This window comes from Bacillus manliponensis, from assembly GCF_000712595.1.
In the GTDB taxonomy this organism is placed as follows: Bacteria; Bacillota; Bacilli; order Bacillales; family Bacillaceae_G; genus Bacillus_A; species Bacillus_A manliponensis.
Window position 1 is genome coordinate 1 of sequence record NZ_JOTN01000035.1, and the last position, 19691, is coordinate 19691.

The following is a 19691-nucleotide window of genomic DNA, read 5'->3' on the forward strand; positions in this document are numbered from 1 at the left end:
TCTTGACAAAATCTTTTTTCAACAAAGTGAAGCGTCCTGTTAAACAGGACGCTTCCACTTTAATCTATCCAGTTCCGGTGGCAAGCTCTTCGCGTCTAAGAACCTTCCGCACAAGAAAGTAAAGAACACTTTCTGTACGAAAGAACCTTAGCCGGTCAGAGCTGTACGTGCCACCTCCACTTTTAATTATTAACCAATAGAACCTTCCATCTCAAACTTGATTAGACGGTTCATTTCTACTGCGTACTCCATTGGAAGTTCGCGAGTAAATGGCTCGATGAAGCCCATTACGATCATTTCTGTTGCTTCTTGCTCAGAAATACCACGGCTCATTAGGTAGAATAATTGTTCTTCTGATACTTTTGATACTTTCGCTTCGTGCTCAAGTGAAACGTAATCATTTTTGATTTCGTTGTAAGGAATTGTATCAGATGTTGATTGGTTATCCATTAGTAACGTGTCACACTCGATGTTAGAGCGAGAGTTTTTCGCTTTTGGTCCGAACTGTACGATACCACGGTATGTTACTTTACCACCATGTTTTGCAATCGATTTAGAAACGATTGTTGAAGATGTGTTCGGTGCTAAGTGAATCATTTTCGCACCCGCATCTTGGTGTTGGCCTTTACCAGCAATCGCGATAGATAATGTTAAACCACGAGCGCCTTCGCCTTTTAAGATAACAGCTGGGTATTTCATCGTTAATTTAGAACCGATGTTACCGTCAATCCATTCCATCGTTGCGTTTTCTTCACAAACCGCACGCTTTGTAACTAGGTTGTATACGTTGTTCGCCCAGTTTTGGATTGTTGTATAACGGCAATATGCGTCCTTCTTAATGATGATTTCTACTACCGCACTGTGTAATGAGTTTGTTGTGTAAACAGGTGCTGTACAACCTTCTACATAGTGTACATGTGCGCCTTCGTCTACGATGATAAGCGTACGCTCGAACTGTCCCATATTTTCAGAGTTAATACGGAAATACGCTTGAAGTGGTGTATCAACTTTTATACCTTTTGGAACGTAGATGAATGATCCACCAGACCAAACTGCAGAGTTTAATGCAGAGAATTTGTTATCTGTTGGTGGGATTACTTTTCCGAAGTGCTCACGGAAAATATCTTCGTTTTCTTTTAATGCGCTATCTGTATCTTTGAAGACGATTCCTAGTTCTTCTAGGTCTTCTTTCATGTTGTGGTATACAACTTCAGATTCGTACTGTGCAGATACACCCGCTAAATATTTTTGCTCAGCTTCTGGAATACCTAATTTATCAAATGTTGCTTTAATTTCGTCAGGTACTTCATCCCAAGACTTCTCAGACTTCTCAGATGGTTTTACGTAATACGTAATTTCATCAAAGTCTAAGTCATTTAAGTCTCCGCCCCACTGTGGCATTGGCATTTCATAGAACTTATCCAGTGATTTTAAACGGAAGTCTAACATCCACTGTGGTTCTTCTTTCATTTTTGAGATTTCTTCAACGATTTCTTTCGTTAAACCGCGCCCAGCACGGAAGATTGAAACGTCTTTATCTTTGAAACCATATTTGTAATCGCCGATATCTGGCAGCTGTTTCGCCATGTTGGTATGTCCCTCCTTAGATAACCTCGCATTTTGGAGCCTTGTTCCTATTTATTACTTATCCTCGTGTAAGCCTTTTTCAAGTGCTTTCCAAGCTAATGTTGCACATTTAATACGTGCAGGGAACTTGCATACACCTTGCAGTGCTTCAATATCTCCTAAATCTACGCTGTCATCGTACTCTTTTCCTAGCATCATATCAGAGAAAATTTGAGATAGCTTTAACGCCTCTTCAATTTTCTTTCCTTTTACCGCTTGTGTCATCATCGAAGCTGAAGACATTGAGATGGAACAACCTTCTCCTTCAAACTTCGCTTCTTGCACAATACCATCTTCGACTTTCATCGTAAGTTGAATACGATCACCGCAAGTTGGATTGTTCAAGTTGACAGTCACACTATCTTCTAACACGCCATGGTTACGTGGATTTTTGTAATGATCCATGATTACTTGGCGGTATAACGTATCTAAATTATTAAATGACATTTGTGAAATACTCCTTTGTTTTCAATAGCGCTTCAACAAATGTATCAATTTCTTCTTTTGTATTATATAAATAGAAGCTTGCACGTGCTGTAGAAGAAGCTTTTAACCACTTCATAAGCGGTTGTGCACAGTGATGTCCTGCGCGAACCGCAATTCCTTCTACATCTAATACTGTCGCAACATCATGCGGATGTACGTCTTCAATATTAAATGTAACAAGACCAGCGCGATGCTTTGGACCATAAATCGTTACGCCATCTACTTCTGATAGTCTTTCTAAAGCGTACTGCGCTAATTCATGTTCATGCTTCTCAATATTATCAAGACCGATTTCTTCTAGGAAATCAATCGCAGCGCCAAGACCGATTGCATTGCCGATAATCGGTGTCCCTGCTTCAAATTTCCACGGAAGCTCTTTCCATGTAGATTCTTGTAAATCTACAAAGTCGATCATTTCACCACCAAATTCAATTGGCTCCATATTGTTAAGCAATTCTTTCTTACCATATAATACGCCGATACCTGTAGGCCCGCACATTTTATGAGCGGATAACGTATAGAAATCACAGTTTAAATCTTGTACATCAACTTTCATATGCGGTGTACTTTGCGCACCGTCAACGACCATAATTGCGCCGTTTTCATGTGCAATTGCTCCGATTTCTTTTACAGGATTAATCGTTCCAAGTACGTTTGAAACATACATAATTGAAACGATTTTCGTATTTGGTGTAATTGTTTGACGAGCGTCCTCTAACGAAATCGTTCCATCCGGCTGAAGCGGAAGATACTTTAGCGTTGCACCCGTACGTTTCGCAACTTGTTGCCATGGGATAATGTTACTATGGTGCTCCATATAAGAAATAACGATTTCATCGCCTTCTTTTACATTATCCATTGCATAACTTGCTGCTACTGTATTTAATGCGGTTGTCGTGCCACGCGTGAAAATAATCTCTTCCATCGATTTAGCATTGATGAATTTGCGAACTTTCTCGCGTGCGCCTTCATACGCATCGGTCGCTTTCGTACCGAGCGTATGAACACCGCGATGGACGTTAGAGTTGTACTCTTTATAGTAACGTTCTAACGTTTCAATCACTTGAATTGGTTTTTGTGAAGTTGCTGCGCTGTCGAAATAAACAAGTTGTTTGCCGTTCACCTTTTGATCAAGAATTGGAAACTGTTTGCGTATTTCATGAATATTCATTAGCGCACTTTCCTTTCAATTACCTCAACAAGCTGTGCTTTTACTCCTTCAATTGGAAGTTCGTTAACTACTGGTGCTAAGAAACCATGGATGACTAAACGCTCTGCTTCCTTCTTCGGAATACCACGGCTCATTAAGTAGTATAGTTGTGTTGGATCAACGCGGCCAACAGAAGCTGCGTGACCTGCCATTACATCATCTTCGTCAATTAAAAGAATTGGATTTGCATCTCCGCGAGCTTTCTCATTTAACATAAGAACGCGAGAAGATTGCTGTGCATTAGATTTTGATGCACCGTGTTCAATTTTACCGATTCCGTTAAAGATAGATGTTGCGCTATCTTTTTGAACACCGTGTTTTAAAATCCATCCTTCAGAATGTTTACCGAAGTGAACCACTTTTGTTGTAAAGTTTTGCGTTTGCTCACCGCGTCCGATTGTTACTGTTTTCGTATCAGCAAATGAACCGTCACCGATTAAGTTCGTTACGTTCTCAGAGATTGTATCTCCATCGTTCATAAGACCAAGTGCCCACTCAACGCGTCCGTCACGGCCGATAATACCGCGGCGATTTACGTAAGATGTTATACCTTTTGCTAATAAGTCAACAGCACCAAATTTCACTTGTGCGCCAGCTTCAACAATTACTTCTGCTACGATATTTGCAATACCAGCAGCATTTTCATTTGCTACGTAGTTTTCCACATATGTTGCAGAGCTGTTTGCATCTGCTACAAATAATACGTGGTTATACATGTTTACTTCTTCGTTATCTACTAAAAATACCGCTTGAAGTGGTGTTTCAAGTACAACGTTTTTCGGAACATATACGAATGCTCCACCGTTCATTAATGCTGCATGAATTGCTGTTAGACGGTGCTCATCTACTTTTACGCCGTCCTTCATTAAGTACTTTTGTACTAAGTCAGCATGCTCAGTTGCAGCTGTGATCATATCTGTAAAAATAACGCCTTTTTCTTTCGCCTCTTCAGATAAAGAAACGAATGCAGTTGTACCTGCACGTTGTACAAGAACGTTATTGTTTTCGTCGATTAAGTTTTTCACATCTTCAGGAAGCTCTTCGAAAGAACGTACCGCCTCTACAGCTGGCGTTTGTCCTTTTCCGATAAAGTCCCATTTGTCAATTTTCGTTTTATCCGGCGTTGGCATTGAAAGTTCAGTAGCCTTTGCAAGAGCTTGTAAGCGGAACTCAGTCAACCAAGCAGCTTCATTTGTTTCGCTTGCACGCTGACGGATAGTATCTTGATCGAATGGTAATGTACCAATTGTCATAGTTATGCTCCTCTCTTACGCTTGTTGCTCTTCAGCTTCGTCTTCAATACCTAATTCTTTCTTAATCCAGTCGTAACCTTCAGCTTCTAGGCGCTGTGCTAATTCTGGACCACCAGATTTTACGATGCGACCGTTCATCATAACGTGAACGTGATCTGGAGTGATGTAGTTTAATAAACGTTGGTAGTGCGTAATCATTAAGCAACCGAAGTCTTCGCCGCGCATTTGGTTAATACCTTTTGATACAACTTTTAATGCATCGATATCAAGACCAGAATCGATTTCGTCTAAAATTGCGATTTTTGGCTCGATCATCATTAATTGAAGAATTTCGTTACGCTTCTTCTCACCACCAGAGAAACCTTCGTTTAAGTAGCGTTGTGCCATTTCTGGATCCATTTCTAGGAATTCCATGTTTTTATCTAATGTACGGATGAATTTCATAAGAGAAATTTCATCACCTTCTTCACGACGTGCATTGATTGCAGAACGTAAGAAGTCAGCGTTTGTAACACCGCTAATTTCACTTGGATATTGCATTGCTAAAAACAGACCAGCTTGTGCACGCTCATCTACTTCCATTTCTAACACATCTTCACCGTCGATGATGATGCTTCCTTCTGTTACTTCATACTTTGGGTGACCCATAATCGCAGAAGATAAAGTTGATTTACCTGTTCCGTTAGGTCCCATAATTGCGTGGATTTCTCCACCTTTTACTTCAAGGTTTACACCTTTTAAAATTTCTTTGCCATCGATTGACACGTGTAAGTCTTTAATCGTTAATGTAGAACCAGCCATCTCAATACCTCCAATAATCCTCTATATACATTTTAAAAATTCCTAAAACATTCACATTCTCATTTTATTCTCATTCTAATTTTATATCAAATAAAATGATATCGCAAATGATGTGAAAAAGTAACAATTTTTTTGAAATAGAAAAGAAACTTCTTTATTTAATTGATTAAAATAACTTTCCTTATATGGTGACAGCATTCAGAGCTTTTTAACACATCAGACATTAGAATCCCAGAAGAAAGTGAGTGAATTTCTTCTTTTTCAGGCTATAATTTTTTAAGGTTCATCACCAAAAGATAGGTGTACACTCCACTCTGAGTGGGCGCTTTCCGCGGAAGTCGCCACTCTCCGCTCCGTGTATGAAAAAGAATTCATTTTCAAAAAACCAACCGCAGATTCCGGTAATAAAGGAAACTTCTCTTCTATCCTACAGAGAAAACGGATGCTCTTCTTCTATTTCACATCCTACTATGATACACATTTCTTCCTATTTATATAAAGAAAAAAGGGTTGATATTTTCAACCCTCTTTTCTTACTCTTATTCTTTTACCGGAATAACTAAACCTTTGTATTCTTTCTCAATAAAATCTTGAATTTCTTTCGAATGTAACACTTCTACAAGTGCTTTAATTTCTTTTTTATTTTCATCACCTTTACGAACTGCAATAATATTTGCATATGGTGACTCTGAACCTTCCACAACAACCGCATCTTTCGCTGGGTTTAAATCCGCATCTAACGCGTAGTTTGCATTAATAAATAATGCATCACCTTCATTATTCTCATATAACTTCGGTGTTAAACCTGGCTCAACATCTGTTTTGAACTTTAAATTCTTCGGATTTTCTACAATATCTTTCTCTGTTGCTTTTACGACATCAATACCTTCTTTTAATTTAATAACACCAGCTTTTTCAAGAAGCCCCAGCATACGACCGCGCTCTGATACGTTATTTCCCATAATAATTGTTGCTTCATTTGGCAGGTCTTTTAAATCTTTATATTTCTTTGAATAAATGCCCATCGGCTCAATATGAATCTTCCCTGCATTTACAAATTTATAACCTTTATCTGCAATTTCTTTTTCTAAGTACGGAATGTGCTGGAAGTAGTTTGCATCTAAATCTTTATCAGCTAATGCTTTATTTGGAAGCACGTAATCTTGGAATTTCTTAATTTCTAAGTCGATTCCTTTTTTCTCAAGCAATGGCTGCGCCTCTTTCAAAATAACAGCATGTGGTTCATTAGAAGCACCAACGACAAGCTTACTCTCTTCCTTCCCTCCACAAGCAGCTAATGCAAAAACTGATACAGCCGTAAGAGCTGAAAGTACTAATTTTTTCATGTGTAAACATCCTCTCTTTTTATATGTTTTATCTTTTATCAATACGATGTGTTACGCGGTCACCAAGCAATTGAATTGTAAATACGATGAGCAAAATAAGAACTGTTGCAACAAGCGTAACATCGCCATTTCCTCGTTGGAATCCTTCTAAAAATGCAAGTGTTCCAAGTCCACCTGCTCCAACAACACCTGCCATCGCTGTATAACCAACAAGAGCAATTGCTGTTACTGTAATACCAGAAATAAGTGCTGGTAATGACTCAGGAATTAACACTTTCCAAATAATTGTGCTTGTTTTTGCTCCCATCGATTTTGATGCTTCAATGACACCTTTATCAATTTCACGAAGTGCAATTTCAACCATCCTTGCATAAAATGGTGCCGCCCCAATAATAAGTGCTGGTAACGCTGCGCTTGCGCCAAGCATTGTCCCGACAACAAGCTGTGTAAATGGAATTAATAAAATAATTAAAATGATAAATGGAATTGAACGGAACGTATTTACAAACGCCCCCACTACAGCGTTAATTGGTTTGTTTTCCCATAAGTTATCTTTCGACGTTAAAAAGAGTAAAAGTCCTAAAAGTAATCCAAATACAAATGTTGCAGTTGTCGCAATTGCTGTCATGTAAAGTGTCTCTACTGTTGCCCCCATCATTTCATCCCAATATACATTTGGAAACCATTTATCCATGTGCAATCACCTCCACTTCTACTTGCTCTTGTTGCACAATTGCAATTGCCTTCTTCACTACACTTTCTTCACCTTTTAAGTGAACAAGTAAGCTTCCATATGCACCGCTTGTCGTTTGTGCAATATTTCCTTGTAAAATACTTACTTCAATATCATCTTGCTTCATTAATTGTTGAAGCACCGGCCTTTCAACCGCTTCACCAATAAATTGTAATTTGATGACTTTGCCATCTGGGTATTTCTCAACGACGCTCTCAATCGTGTCATGCGCTTCTTCAAAACTTGTCACTTGTTTTACAAAGCGTTTTGTTACCTCTTGCTGTGGGTTACGGAACACATCCAGTACAGTGCCACTCTCAACGATTTTTCCTTTCTCCATAACAGCAACTCGGTTACAAATCTTTTGAATAACATGCATTTCATGTGTAATTAAGACGATGGTTAAACCGAGTCGCTTATTAATATCAAGAAGCAACTCTAAAATTTGATCTGTTGTTTCTGGATCGAGTGCTGACGTTGCCTCATCACAAAGCAGTACTTTTGGGTTGTTCGCAAGCGCTCTTGCAATTCCAACGCGTTGCTTCTGTCCACCGCTTAGCTGGGATGGATAGGCATCTTCTCTTCCTTCAAGCCCAACTAACCGAATAAGCTCATCAACACGCTCACGTTGCTGTGCTCTTGATACTCCTGCGATTTCCAGTGGAAATGCAATATTCTCACGAACCGTTCGTGACCAAAGCAAGTTGAAGTGCTGAAAAATCATACCGATTTCTTGTCGTGCCTCTCTTAGCTCTCTTCCGGTAATCGTGGAGATGACACGCTCACCAATCGTAATTGTTCCAGACGTTGGCTTCTCAAGCTGATTAAATAAGCGAATAAGTGAGCTTTTCCCCGCCCCGCTATATCCAATTACTCCAAAAATTTCACCCTTCTCTATTTTTAAATTCGCATTCTCCACAGCGGTTACATCACCGTTTTTGGAGCGATATATTTTCTTTACGTTTTCTAACCGAATCATAGTAGTTTATCCTCCCCACATTCTTACCGCTGAAATAAAAAAACCTTTCTGCTAGACACGAGCAGAAAGGTTTTACGTATACAATAAGTATCCCTTTCTCTCATCTCTCAAAGCATACGCTTTGCAGGAATTGGCACCATTTCAACATCGTTGACGGTTGCCGGGCTTCATCGGGCACAGTCCCTCCACCTCTCTTGATAAGAGAAAATCAGATATATGATTAATCTGATTTTTAAATATTAAATTTTTTATTTGTTTTTATGTTTCGAATTGTAACAATATAAAGAATACGTGTCAACAGAAATTTTCGTTTAAAATAAAGATTCTAACAATTAAGCACCTACTTTCATTGGCTTACACATATGAAAGATTGATTCTAACAACAGCATTGTTCGGTACGTTCCTCTGTACGTAACACTTTTTGCTTTAATCAATGATTGTAGCTTTACTTTTCCGCTCAATAGTAAGAACAGACTATCTTCATATACAAACGTAATTTGGTTTGCACCAGCTGATCCTTCTATAAGCTCTATACCGTTTCTTGCTATTTTTAAAGAATAACATTCGTCTTGAAAAACGAAACAAACAGTACGCTCAAACCTTGGAAAAAGTGGTTCTAGATGGCTTTGTGAATTCGCATATGTTACAAAAGACGTAAGCAACGAACATAATCGCATCCTTCTCACGCTCCTCATCTCGTGTTCTACATAATACCATTCCATCTAGAATAGACGTAATCCTGTAACATTCCCTCGACAAATACTTTGACATACATCTCCATTTAACAAGAAATGTGTCATTTTAAGTGAAAGCGGCTTGAATAGAACAAACCATAAAAGGTCCATCATTCTACCCAAGCCGCTTTTTCGCTTATTTCAATTCATTATATAAATATTCCACAGAATGAAACGCATATATTTTTTTCACAAGTTTCCCTTGCTCAAATATAAGCAAACATGGAACACTTTCAATTTCATAATCGCGTGCAAAATGAGGTGCATAGTTCAAATCAAGCATCCCCACTTCTACATGGGATAACGCTGCCTCTACAACGGTTAACATTTTTTTCGCAACTTGGCACGTACCACACATCGGTGTATACACGTACAAAATTGTTTTATCACGTTTTATAACCGCATCGGTAGCTTCAGCCCCTGTCCATTCTAACATTTGTATCAATCCTTACCGTAAATATTGTGTGTAAACGTCAATGTCAGCTCCTAGTAGTACATTTGCTAAATGATAAGAAGGTGCAGTCGCTACTTCACGGTACGACCGATCGATATATATATGCTCTGCTTGCGGAAATTCGCGGCGAAACTGTTTTCTTAACTTCTCACCTGCATCATCCGCATCGACAAGCACATACACTTCCTTATCGTACAACTGATCAATAAGCTCATCCATCTTTGACAAACTAATTGTACCATTTGTACAAACAATTTCCACAGGCTCCCGAATAATCGTTTCAATTTTTCTCTTATCTGATCTTCCTTCGACAATAATGACTTTCTCTACATAAACCATCTGCCATCACCCGATCACCATAAACTATAATACAACCTTAACTTTAGTATATATTATATTCGATATTCTCATGTTGTTTCCTGTTTATTTTTACAAGAAAAGCGGAGCCGACTGTTCAGCCCTGACGGCTAAGAGGCGGAGCTGGGCACTGGAAAAGCGGAAGCGGCTCGTTCACTATTTTATCGGCTATTTTTATCACTTTATCGGCCATTTCCGATGGTCTTTCGGCTATTCCCATCACTTTATCGGCTATTCTCAATGGTCTTTCGGCTATTCTGCACTCTCCGACAAATTCCGCGCAGAGTAGTGCAACAAAACAAGTAAAAAAACAAAAAAGGACAGCCTTAAGCTGTCCTTTCCGTATTAGTCTTGATTAATCATTTCTGCATATTTCTCTGCAGACATTAATTTTTCAAGCTCAGATGCATCTTCAAGTTCAATTTCAATCATCCATGCACCTTCGTATGGAGATTCGTTCACAAGTTCTGGTTGTGCATCTAATTCTTCGTTAATTGCAACAACTTTACCAGTTACAGGTGCGTATAATTCAGAAACTGTTTTAACAGATTCTACGCTACCGAATGGCTCGTTTACTTGAATGCTAGCTCCAATCTCTGGAAGCTCGACGAATACGATGTCGCCTAATTCGCCTTGTGCGAAGTGTGTGATACCGATAGTAGCTTTGTTGTCTTCAACTTTTACCCACTCGTGTTCTTCAGAGTAACGTAATTGATTTGGAATGCTCATGATTGTACCTCCAATGAATGTATTATTATGTAAAAATACCTATTGGTACTTTTTCCACACGCTTGCAAATTGCTCTTCATTAAAGCCAACTGTTACGTCATTTCCATCTGTTACGATTGGTCTTTTAATTAACATACCGTCAGAAGCTAGTAAATCTAACATTTCTTCTTCACTTGCATCCTTTAGCTTGTCCTTTAAGCCAAGCTCACGGTAACGCATACCACTCGTATTGAAGAATTTCTTTAATGGCAACTCACTTTTCTCATGCAAATTACGTAAATCTTCTTTTGATGGTGGACTTTCAACAATATGAATCATCTCATATGCCACATCATTTGTTTCGAACCATTTCTTCGCTTTTTGACATGTACCACACTTTGGATATGAATAAAATGTTACTGCCATATCTTCACCTACTTTTTCTATCCTTTAATCCTATCATATAGAAAAAATTTTCTTATTTCAAACGAATAATATCCAAACTTTAACTTATTTCGCTGTCATGTTTGTTTCTCCTGCAATAAATTTATATTTTTATATAAAATATGGTTCATCACCAAAAAACGGGGGTGACATATAGATAGATGTACACTCCACTCCGAGTGGGCGCTTTCCACGGGCGAGAGCGAGCCTCCTCGGCAAGCCTGCCGGGTCTCACTTCCCTCGCTATTCCCGCAGGAGTCGCCACTCTCCGCTCCGTGTATAAAAAATAATCCATTTTCAAAAAATCAACCCCAGGTTACAGTGATGAACCTAAAATTAAACAAACGTTTAATTAACCAATAAAGTGAAACTTCAATCAGTGGGGGTTTTCTCCATCCCCCACTGATTGTCAGCACGACCAATCGGGCTTTTACGGGTTGTTAATCTCCCACCTAAACCTCTCTGAATCCTCTAAGTTTTGAGGTGGGAGTCTTACAGCCAGTTAATGCGGGATAAACACGTACTTCACAGTGTACTTCCCATTTAAACAAACGTTTGATTATGTCAAGTGACAAAAATGTAAGCTATCAAAAGAAAATGTAAGGAAAATCGATACCCTTTATTCCATTTCTATATTATAATCAATGCTGTTTACTGCAATTTCTATAAACTAGGAGAATGATAATGAAAAAGATTACAGTGTCTTCTTTTAAGCCATTTGCTTATATGCTCGCACTTATACTTATTAGCCCGTTATATGAAGTTTTAAATAAATCCACAGAAAATGCGTTTATTATCACAACAGTCGTTGATGATTGGATTCCATTCATAAAAGAGTTCATTATTCCATACTTACTCTGGTTTCCTTATTTATATGGTGTTCTTATTTATTACTTCTTTGCTGATCGAATACAGTATTATATTACAATGAGTTGTATCATTGTTGGAAAGCTCGTTTGCTTTATTATTTATTATTTTTGGCAAACGACTGTGCCACGTCCAGCTGTAACTGGAAATGATATTTTTTCACAGTTAGTTCGCTATATTTATGAGACTGATCAGCCTGTAAACTGTTTTCCAAGCATTCACGTTTTCACAACGTTTGTCATCATGCTAGCAGCTTACAAAAGAAAAGAAGAACATAAATGGGAATTTACACTGCTATCTATCGCCGGCACACTTATTATCGTATCAACTGTTTTTACAAAGCAGCATGCAATTTTAGACGTCATTTCTGGCATGGCAGTAGCAAGTGTATTATATTACGGCTTCCAATTTGTATTTGTTAACAAAGAAGAAAAAGTACAAATACCTGCTGGTGAAATAAAATTATAATAGGAAAAAGCAGACTGCATGTTCAGTCTGCTTTTTCTATAAGTCAGAGGGGGCGTCTCACTTATGATTGTGGTACAGTCATGTCACCGGATTTAATGCGTCCAGCTTTTCGAAGTACCATGTATAGCACGTAAGATACTGCAACTGGAATAATAATGTACGTAATCACCATCGCTGGTACTACGCTTAATCCTTCTGTTTGAATTAAGTTAATCGGGGCGATGAAAGAACTTAACCCAAGGCCAGCGATTTCTTTTCCTGCTTCAATTTGGAAGATGAGGGCTGAAACAGGACCAACAATTGCGCTGGCGACGACAGTTGGGATGAGTATCATCGGATTCTTCGTAATATTTGGAAGCTGTACTTTTGGTGTACAAAGCGCTTGTGCTAAAATGCCGCCTAAATTGTTCTCTTTTGCTGAAATAACAGAGAACCCGATAAACTGAGCGACACATCCAGCAAGAGCTGCACCACCAGCTACTCCATCTAAGCTAAGCGCGATTGCAAGCGCTGCTGATGAAGCAGGAGAGATTAATAGTAATCCCCATACGACAGATAATATGATAGAGGCAACAAGTGGACTTCCTGCTGAACTATCTTTAATAAATCCACCGACCATATTTAATATCGGAGTGATATGTTGTGATAACCAAATCCCAACAACGCCTGAAGCTAAAATTGCCGCAAATGGAACAATCATCATATCAAGCGAAGTCTTTCCGCTTACTCGTTTTCCAATGTATACAGCAAGTGTTGCTGTTAACAGCGCACCAATTGGTTCACCTGTTTTAATCATAAAGCCAGCCTCTGTAATCGAAATCGCACCTGCTCCAATTGTCCCAGCTACCATTGCCGAAAAGATAACGAGCGCATTTGCACCAAGCATAAAGGCGATTCCAGCACCAATTGCTGGTGCCATTAATGATTTCGCAACGATCCCCATTGTGATGAGCGTTGGGATATCAAAAATACGTCCAATGTTTTCAATTAATAATCCAATTCCGAGCGATACGAATATACCTTGTGCAATACCAGCGGACCCTTTAAAGACGCGGGGCATGATATATTCCTTCATGTTTTTCACCTTCTCCTTGTATAATTAATAACCGATTGTTTTCATATAATCACGCAATGTATCATTTGATTTTGCGAAACGTTCTTCTTCTGCTTCTGTTAAGTTCAATTCTACAACCTCTTTTATACCTTCACGTGTAATAATTGCTGGTACACCTGTACAAATTTCTGCTTCTCCGTATTCTCCATCTAAAATAGCTGAAACAGCGATAATACGATGGTCATCATTGAAAATAGAGCGTGCAATATACGCCAGTGCGTTACCAATGCCATAATACGTTGTACCTTTACGTTGATAAATTTCCCAACCTGCTTTTGCTGTTTTTTCAACAATTTCATCTAAGTCAACATTGGCAAAACGTTCTTTTTGCTCATCTAAAATTTCAAGCATTGGTTTTCCACCAACTGTCACATGAGACCAAGCAACCATTTGAGAATCGCCATGCTCACCAAGTGCATAACCGTGGATACTGCGAGGGTCTACTTCAAACATGTCTGATAAAATTGTTTTTAAACGAGACGAATCTAAAGATGTTCCTGTACCGATTACTTGATTTCTTGGCAAACCTGATAACTTCCAAACTTGATATGTAATAATGTCAACTGGATTCGAGGCAATTAAGAAAATGCCGTTAAATCCACTTTCCATTACACCTGCAACAATGCTTTCCATAATTTTCGCACTTGCACCTAACGTATCAAGACGACTTTGTCCTGGTTTTGGTGCTGGTCCTGCTGTAATAATCACGATATCTGTATCTTTACAATTTGAATAATCACCAGCATATACTTTTGTTCTTGTATTCGTAAAGTTAATACAATGTGATAAGTCCATCGCTTCCCCTACAGCGCGTTCATGATTAACATCGATTAATACTAATTCTTCACAAACCCCTTGGTTCACAATAGAATACGCACAACTTGATCCAACTAAACCTGTTCCGATGATTGCAATTTTTCTCGTATTTCTGTTCATCATAATCTCTCCCAATCCTTACTATAATTGTTTGTTGTTTGCTCCTTACACTTTTTATTATATGGAGTTAACACTTGGAAAACTATGGATGAATTGTGAAAGGATTCACAAATAAGGTGAAAACTTTGTGAAAAACTGAACATTTTTGTGACATAATTGTTACATTAAATTGTAAAATTTAGATATAATAGTTGACAATCACTATAAGGAAGGTGAAAACAGTGAAAAAACAGCAATGGAGTAAACTAAAGAAGCATTTAGAAAGCTTTTTATGTGAATCTTTGCAAGGGAGAGTACAATTTCATATTATAAATTACCGAAAAGCACATGATCAGTTAGGGAGGGCCTGTATTACTGTTGATAAGAGAGAAGCCTTTAATATGTGCACACTGAAGGCGACTGTAGAACTGTACTACAAAGAAATAGAAATTAAAGAACGGCTTCATGAAACAGGAGAAATAATGAGCAATTTAGAAATTCAAAAAAACGCTTATGATCTCATTCATAAAGATGGCTTTTTTGCACAATATGAATTTTTTAAGGAGGTTGAAGAATACTTCCAACTCCCTATTGAATCTGCTTTACAATCAAATAATACCATCATAAAAGTACTAACTTTACTTGATAGAAGAGTGGGGAAACGAACGTTACAAAAGCTGCGAGATACAATCAAAAATGAAACAGAAATTGTACAATATTTTTACAAGATACGCCTCGAAGCTGAAACTATGAAAAAAGGATAAGCATGATCGCTTATCCTTGTTGTAATTGACTTTTTAACTGCTGAACAACCATTGGATTTGCCGGAGCAGCTGGCTGATAGTAATTCTTTTGCTTCGCATACTCGTACATATGGCGCTGACGTGCTTCATCTTGATTACGAATTTGAATGAGCGCCTGATATAACTGTTCATCATTTGTTTGTGCAATATAACCCGCATAACTTGCCAAGCTCGCATTTAATCCTTCTAAATAATCATTTACCATATCTTTTTCATTCATGTTCCGTTCACTCCTATCCTAAAAAAGACATTAACTGCTGCTTTGTATTTTGTGCATCTTGTATATCTTTTTGTAGCAGCGATTTTAACTGTGGGTCCGTACAATTTTGTGCATATTGTTCTAACTTATGAATAATTGTTCCATGACCGCCAATTAAATGGCGTAAATTTTCCACTTCAAGTTCCGTTAAGTTGTGCATAAACAACGCCTCCCTTTCTTCTTTCATTCTCCCTTATTATGGAATGAATTATGGGATTGTATGCACGTTGATTGATTTTGCAAGTAACATTCCGGATAATGAAAGATATACAGGAAAGTGAGGATAATAAGCTATGTCAAAAATCAAAATTGAAAAACCAAAAATCATATTAAATCTACCCGCGATTAACTTTCACGATATACATAATGTAGAAGAGCCATACCTTACAAACTGTATGATTCAGGATTGTTTTATTACGGAAGAAGAAATTTACAAAGCAGAATTCTCAAAAGTCATCTTTCGTAACGTAACTTTTAATGATGTATCTTTTCAAAACATTGAGTTAACAGATGTTATTTTCGAAAACTGTGATTTATCAAATGCTGATTTTATGAAAAGCATCATACATAGAGTTCATTTCAAAAACTCTAAAATGCTAGGTATTAACCTTTCAGATGGACATTTAGGGAATGTTCAATTTGAAAATTGCAACTTAAACCTTAGTTCGTTTGGCTATGCTAGCTTAAAACAAATAAGGTTTGATCATTGCTCTATGCAAAGTGCTGATTTCTACGAATGTAAATTTCAAAAAGTAGACTTTCCATATTGCGATTTAAACGAAGTAAATTTTGCAAGGACATCACTAAAAGGAATTGACCTTAGTAATTCCACATTCCAAAGATTAAGTGTTTCATTTGAAGAGTTAAACGGATGTGAAGTATCACCAGAACAAGCAATCGGATTTGCAGCAATGATGGGGCTAAAAGTGAAAGAATAAATAAGGGGCGATTCCGATGACCAATTTTCAAAAACAATTCTTTGAACGATTAAAAATGAAAGAAAAAGAATCTATTTCCTTTACAGATTTACCTCAGCTTTTACATGCAATGGCGCAAACAGTTCCTTTTGAAAATTTAAGTATTATTGAAGGAAAGACAAAAGAAATCTCTAAAGAGAACCTACAAGAAAAGATTTTAACTAATAAGCGTGGTGGCTTATGCTACGAATTGAATCCACTTATGTATTACTTCCTAAAAGATTATGGTTTTGATGTTCACCTCGTATCCGGAACGGTTTATCAAGCTGCTGCTAACAAATGGGCTGTTGATTCGGGACATATTGCAACAATTTTACAGTATCATGGTGAGTTATATTTAATAGAAGTAGGGTTTGGATCTTATTTACCACTTGCTCCTGTTCCGTTTTCAGGAAACACGGTACATTCTACTACTGGAGACTATCGTATACGAAAAGAAACAACTGAAAAAGGAAACTATATATTGGAGATGAAAAACAATCACGAATTCCTAAATACGGCTCATTCAAATGAGTGGAGCATTGGTTATGCGTTTTATGTTGAAGGAGTTGATGAAAGAAAGGTAAATGCTGCCCAAAAAATCATCGTAGAACATGAGCAGTCACCTTTTAACAAAGTTCCTATTCTCGTCAAACTTATTGAAGATGGGCATGCTTCTTTAACAAAAGAAAGTTTTACACTAACCAAAAACGGTGAAAAGAAAAAAGAGGCGATTACACCTCAACAATATTTTGAGCTATCACGTAGCGTATTTGGTGTGCAATCACTATAAAGTTCAACTAACACTCAGTGGGGTCCCCTACTGAGTGTTAGTTGAACCAATCGGGCTTTTACGGGCTGTTTATCTCCCACCTAAACTTCTTCGCTTCCCTCAAGTTTTGAGGTGGGAGTTTTACAGCCCGCAAATAGCGGGATAAAATAAACTCCAATGAGTGGGTGTCCCATCTCCCACTCATTGGAGTTTATTTGTGCCTTTACAGCATTATATATACATTAATTAATCTAAATATCCTAAAATCTTAATGATTTTGCTTGCATTTAAATTAGCAACATAATAATACATTTCGATTCCTTTTCTTTCTGCTTTCACAATTTTTCCTCTCATCTTAGCAAGATGCTGAGATACAGTTGATTGTGGAAGGTTTAACATCTCTGTTAATTGTGTAACGTTAAATGATTGTTGTTTGCATAGTTCTTTAATAATTCGTAAGCGAATTGGATGTGCCATCGCCTTTAGAAGTTCCACATCTTCCTCTGAAATGATACTTTCTGTCGTTGCATTTAAAGTAGTTGGATTTAAATATGTAGTCATAAAAAATTCTCCTATCCCTTTTATTTTTATTTGGTTATATTTAGTATGAATCCTTGTGTTTTGTATTAATTTAATATGTTTATAATAGGATTATACATTTTTAAGTTGTAATCCATATGAAGTTAATATGTGTTTAATATGGAGTTTTTTCGTGCACAATTCTCTTACTGACATTTCATACAGTGAAACTTCACTCAGTGGGGTCTCACAGCCCGCAAATAGCGGGATAAAAAAAGACCGTCCACTACCTTCTAATTGCGGACAGTCTTACTATGCTTCTCTTTTTTCTTCTTCTCAACATATTGATCAAATGCGTAATATAAACTCATTCCCATATAGTAAACGCCAAGAAAAGATAATACATCGGCTGCTTCATTTCTAAAAATTACATGCACGATAAAATAACAAATTGGCCAAAAAACAAACCAACTTAAAAACCATCTATCCATTCATACATACCCCTTATAAAAAATACTGGAACCTCTACTTGTCCCGAAATTCCGGCAATCCTTTCACGAAAGCCTCCAGCAACAACTCCAAACTTTCATCGACATGAAGAGGCAATCCAAATCCACCGCGCTGTTCAAGTGAAGAAAATCCATGACAAATACTACGTAACCCACGTGTTGCATGCAATGCCTCTTCTTCTTCTAAATGATACTGCTTCAATATAGATAAGCAAAGCTGCACAATTTTATCTCCAGCTCTTCCAACTTCTTCATCTTGTAGAAAAGTCGCCTCATATAAACCAGGGTGTGTACGAACAAATGATACATATGCTTTCCCTAAAGCATAAATTGCCTCATCTTTTACTTTTCCGTCTACAGCTCGCTTCAAAGTCATATACAACTTTTCCAAACCAGAGATTCCTAAATGTTTTCTTACATCATGTAAGTTGCTTACATGATTGTATAAAGATGGCGACCGTACCCCAAGCCTTTTCGCTAATACTGATAACGTTACTTCTTGTAAGCCGCTCGTATCTGCAATATGTTCTGCTGTTGCAACAACCCTTTGCAATGTAAGGCCAACTCTTGGTGACATATAATTAACCTACCTTTATTCCAAAATTTCGTTTCGCTTCTGCAACTGCTTTTTCCATTTCGTTTATTGGATTCACTAACATCTTTCCATGACCAACTGCAAGTATCGATGGTTCATGGCTCAATAGTTTCTCTGTACTTTGCAGCGCAATTTCTTTACTCCACGTTGCCATCGCTGGGAATGGGAACAAAAACTTCATCTGCCCTGCTATCCCTGTTCCGCCTCTCGTTTGCAATGCATCTCCAGCGATAAGTGCGCGATTTCTCGTGTCTAAAAATGACATCGACCCTGGTGTATGCCCTGGCGTGGCAATTGCAAGTAATGAACCAATGCGATCACCATCTTGCAGTAATACATCTGGCTTTGTCTTTATATTCTTTGGAACACCGCCTTTTATCGGCATACCAAAATCCCCTTCTTCAAGTGCTTTATCTCCGCGTAATAAACGGGCATCTCGCTTTGATATATACACTTTCGCATGTGGCAATGCTTCTTTTAATGCATCTAACGAGCCAACATGGTCATCATGCGCATGTGTTAATACAATATGATGGATTGGTTTTCCAATCTTTTTAGCTGTTTCTAAAATACACTTTGCACTATAAGGCAAAGCCGCATCAACTAACGTTAAATGGTCTTCTTCCTCCACAAAGTAACAGTTCACAGGAAAAGCTCTCGGTAAAAATGACAATTGATACAATGTTTTCTCATGAGTCAAACGCATCTTTCCATCTCCCTCTCACAAAACTAATAGTATTAGTTTTAGTTTAACTAATACCATTAGTTTTGTCTACTGATTTT

The 19691-nt window shown here is 37.8% G+C and carries 25 protein-coding genes and 1 riboswitch; of the genes, 4 read left to right on the forward strand and 21 right to left on the reverse strand.

Going from position 1 to position 19691, the window contains the following annotated elements; all coding sequences use genetic code 11:
- Positions 1-189: 189 nt before the first annotated feature.
- From sufB to BAMA_RS22015, 13 genes are all read right to left on the reverse strand, one after another.
- On the reverse strand, positions 190-1587 hold the full coding sequence (gene sufB, locus BAMA_RS21955) for a Fe-S cluster assembly protein SufB (RefSeq protein ID WP_034643764.1): 1398 nt from the start codon (positions 1585-1587) through the stop codon (positions 190-192).
- A gap of 54 nt (positions 1588-1641) precedes the next feature.
- Positions 1642-2073 carry a Fe-S cluster assembly sulfur transfer protein SufU gene (gene sufU, locus BAMA_RS21960; RefSeq protein WP_034643767.1) on the reverse strand — a complete coding sequence of 144 codons (432 nt, stop codon included), beginning with the start codon at positions 2071-2073 and terminating at the stop codon, positions 1642-1644.
- Positions 2063-3283, reverse strand: coding sequence for a cysteine desulfurase SufS (gene sufS, locus BAMA_RS21965; RefSeq protein WP_034643772.1), 1221 nt, complete (start codon positions 3281-3283; stop codon positions 2063-2065). Before sufS ends, sufU begins: the two co-directional genes overlap by 11 nt.
- Positions 3283-4575, reverse strand: coding sequence for a Fe-S cluster assembly protein SufD (sufD, locus tag BAMA_RS21970; protein ID WP_034643773.1), 1293 nt, complete (start codon positions 4573-4575; stop codon positions 3283-3285). The genes sufS and sufD overlap by 1 nt, the downstream gene beginning before the upstream one ends.
- A gap of 15 nt (positions 4576-4590) precedes the next feature.
- Positions 4591-5376, reverse strand: a complete 786-nt coding sequence (gene sufC, locus BAMA_RS21975) for a Fe-S cluster assembly ATPase SufC (RefSeq protein ID WP_034643775.1) — start codon at positions 5374-5376, stop codon at positions 4591-4593.
- Positions 5377-5915: 539 nt separating this feature from the next.
- Positions 5916-6722: a methionine ABC transporter substrate-binding lipoprotein MetQ gene (gene metQ / locus BAMA_RS21980; protein ID WP_034643779.1), complete on the reverse strand. Its 807-nt coding sequence runs from the start codon at positions 6720-6722 to the stop codon at positions 5916-5918.
- A 28-nt stretch (positions 6723-6750) separates the two neighbouring features.
- Positions 6751-7416 carry a methionine ABC transporter permease gene (locus BAMA_RS21985; RefSeq protein ID WP_034643782.1) on the reverse strand — a complete coding sequence of 222 codons (666 nt, stop codon included), beginning with the start codon at positions 7414-7416 and terminating at the stop codon, positions 6751-6753.
- The gene (locus tag BAMA_RS21990; RefSeq protein WP_034643785.1) at positions 7409-8434 is read right to left on the reverse strand and encodes a methionine ABC transporter ATP-binding protein; all 1026 of its coding nucleotides are present in this window, start codon (positions 8432-8434) and stop codon (positions 7409-7411) included. The genes BAMA_RS21985 and BAMA_RS21990 overlap by 8 nt, the downstream gene beginning before the upstream one ends.
- Positions 8435-8531: 97 nt before the next feature.
- Positions 8532-8638: riboswitch (SAM riboswitch) on the reverse strand.
- Between the two features lie 128 nt (positions 8639-8766).
- Positions 8767-9111, reverse strand: a complete 345-nt coding sequence (locus BAMA_RS21995; protein ID WP_034643787.1) for a hypothetical protein — start codon at positions 9109-9111, stop codon at positions 8767-8769.
- 193 nt (positions 9112-9304) lie between these two features.
- On the reverse strand, positions 9305-9604 hold the full coding sequence (locus BAMA_RS22000) for a thioredoxin family protein (RefSeq protein ID WP_034643791.1): 300 nt from the start codon (positions 9602-9604) through the stop codon (positions 9305-9307).
- 12 nt (positions 9605-9616) lie between these two features.
- Complete coding sequence (locus tag BAMA_RS22005; RefSeq protein WP_034643794.1) at positions 9617-9961, reverse strand: toprim domain-containing protein; 345 nt, start codon at positions 9959-9961, stop codon at positions 9617-9619.
- Between the two features lie 363 nt (positions 9962-10324).
- The gene (gcvH, locus tag BAMA_RS22010; protein ID WP_034643797.1) at positions 10325-10708 is read right to left on the reverse strand and encodes a glycine cleavage system protein GcvH; all 384 of its coding nucleotides are present in this window, start codon (positions 10706-10708) and stop codon (positions 10325-10327) included.
- A 39-nt stretch (positions 10709-10747) separates the two neighbouring features.
- Positions 10748-11113, reverse strand: a complete 366-nt coding sequence (locus BAMA_RS22015; protein ID WP_034643799.1) for an arsenate reductase family protein — start codon at positions 11111-11113, stop codon at positions 10748-10750.
- Positions 11114-11815: 702 nt separating this feature from the next.
- Between BAMA_RS22015 and BAMA_RS22020 the strand changes: the two genes are divergently transcribed.
- Complete coding sequence (locus BAMA_RS22020; RefSeq protein ID WP_034643802.1) at positions 11816-12466, forward strand: phosphatase PAP2 family protein; 651 nt, start codon at positions 11816-11818, stop codon at positions 12464-12466.
- Between the two features lie 61 nt (positions 12467-12527).
- Here BAMA_RS22020 and BAMA_RS22025 read toward each other — a convergent pair whose 3' ends face one another.
- Complete coding sequence (locus BAMA_RS22025; RefSeq protein WP_034643805.1) at positions 12528-13541, reverse strand: PTS sugar transporter subunit IIC; 1014 nt, start codon at positions 13539-13541, stop codon at positions 12528-12530.
- Positions 13542-13565: 24 nt separating this feature from the next.
- Positions 13566-14516, reverse strand: a complete 951-nt coding sequence (locus tag BAMA_RS22030) for an L-lactate dehydrogenase (protein ID WP_034643808.1) — start codon at positions 14514-14516, stop codon at positions 13566-13568.
- Between the two features lie 221 nt (positions 14517-14737).
- Here BAMA_RS22030 and BAMA_RS22035 point away from each other — a divergent pair, with 221 nt between their 5' ends.
- A complete protein-coding gene (locus tag BAMA_RS22035; RefSeq protein WP_034643811.1) occupies positions 14738-15259 on the forward strand; it encodes an SF0329 family protein in 522 nt (173 codons plus the stop codon).
- Positions 15260-15269: 10 nt separating this feature from the next.
- Here BAMA_RS22035 and BAMA_RS22040 read toward each other — a convergent pair whose 3' ends face one another.
- Entirely contained in the window at positions 15270-15518 is a 249-nt protein-coding gene (locus BAMA_RS22040) for a spore coat protein (protein WP_034643812.1), read from the reverse strand.
- 13 nt (positions 15519-15531) lie between these two features.
- On the reverse strand, positions 15532-15717 hold the full coding sequence (locus BAMA_RS22045; protein WP_034643815.1) for a hypothetical protein: 186 nt from the start codon (positions 15715-15717) through the stop codon (positions 15532-15534).
- Positions 15718-15850: 133 nt separating this feature from the next.
- On the opposite strand from BAMA_RS22045, the gene BAMA_RS22050 reads away from it, so the two are divergent.
- Both BAMA_RS22050 and BAMA_RS22055 read left to right on the forward strand, forming a co-directional pair.
- The gene (locus BAMA_RS22050; RefSeq protein ID WP_051759057.1) at positions 15851-16495 is read left to right on the forward strand and encodes a pentapeptide repeat-containing protein; all 645 of its coding nucleotides are present in this window, start codon (positions 15851-15853) and stop codon (positions 16493-16495) included.
- A gap of 16 nt (positions 16496-16511) precedes the next feature.
- Complete coding sequence (locus BAMA_RS22055; RefSeq protein WP_034643817.1) at positions 16512-17306, forward strand: arylamine N-acetyltransferase family protein; 795 nt, start codon at positions 16512-16514, stop codon at positions 17304-17306.
- Between the two features lie 225 nt (positions 17307-17531).
- Here BAMA_RS22055 and BAMA_RS22060 read toward each other — a convergent pair whose 3' ends face one another.
- The 4 genes from BAMA_RS22060 to BAMA_RS22075 form a co-directional block, all read right to left on the reverse strand.
- A complete protein-coding gene (locus tag BAMA_RS22060; RefSeq protein WP_034643820.1) occupies positions 17532-17846 on the reverse strand; it encodes an ArsR/SmtB family transcription factor in 315 nt (104 codons plus the stop codon).
- Between the two features lie 251 nt (positions 17847-18097).
- Positions 18098-18295, reverse strand: a complete 198-nt coding sequence (locus tag BAMA_RS22065) for a hypothetical protein (protein WP_034643823.1) — start codon at positions 18293-18295, stop codon at positions 18098-18100.
- A gap of 34 nt (positions 18296-18329) precedes the next feature.
- Positions 18330-18890 (reverse strand): TetR/AcrR family transcriptional regulator, encoded by a 561-nt coding sequence (locus BAMA_RS22070; protein ID WP_034643826.1) that lies wholly within the window; start codon positions 18888-18890, stop codon positions 18330-18332.
- Between the two features lie 4 nt (positions 18891-18894).
- Entirely contained in the window at positions 18895-19614 is a 720-nt protein-coding gene (locus tag BAMA_RS22075) for an MBL fold metallo-hydrolase (protein WP_034643828.1), read from the reverse strand.
- Between the last annotated feature and the right edge of the window lie 77 nt (positions 19615-19691).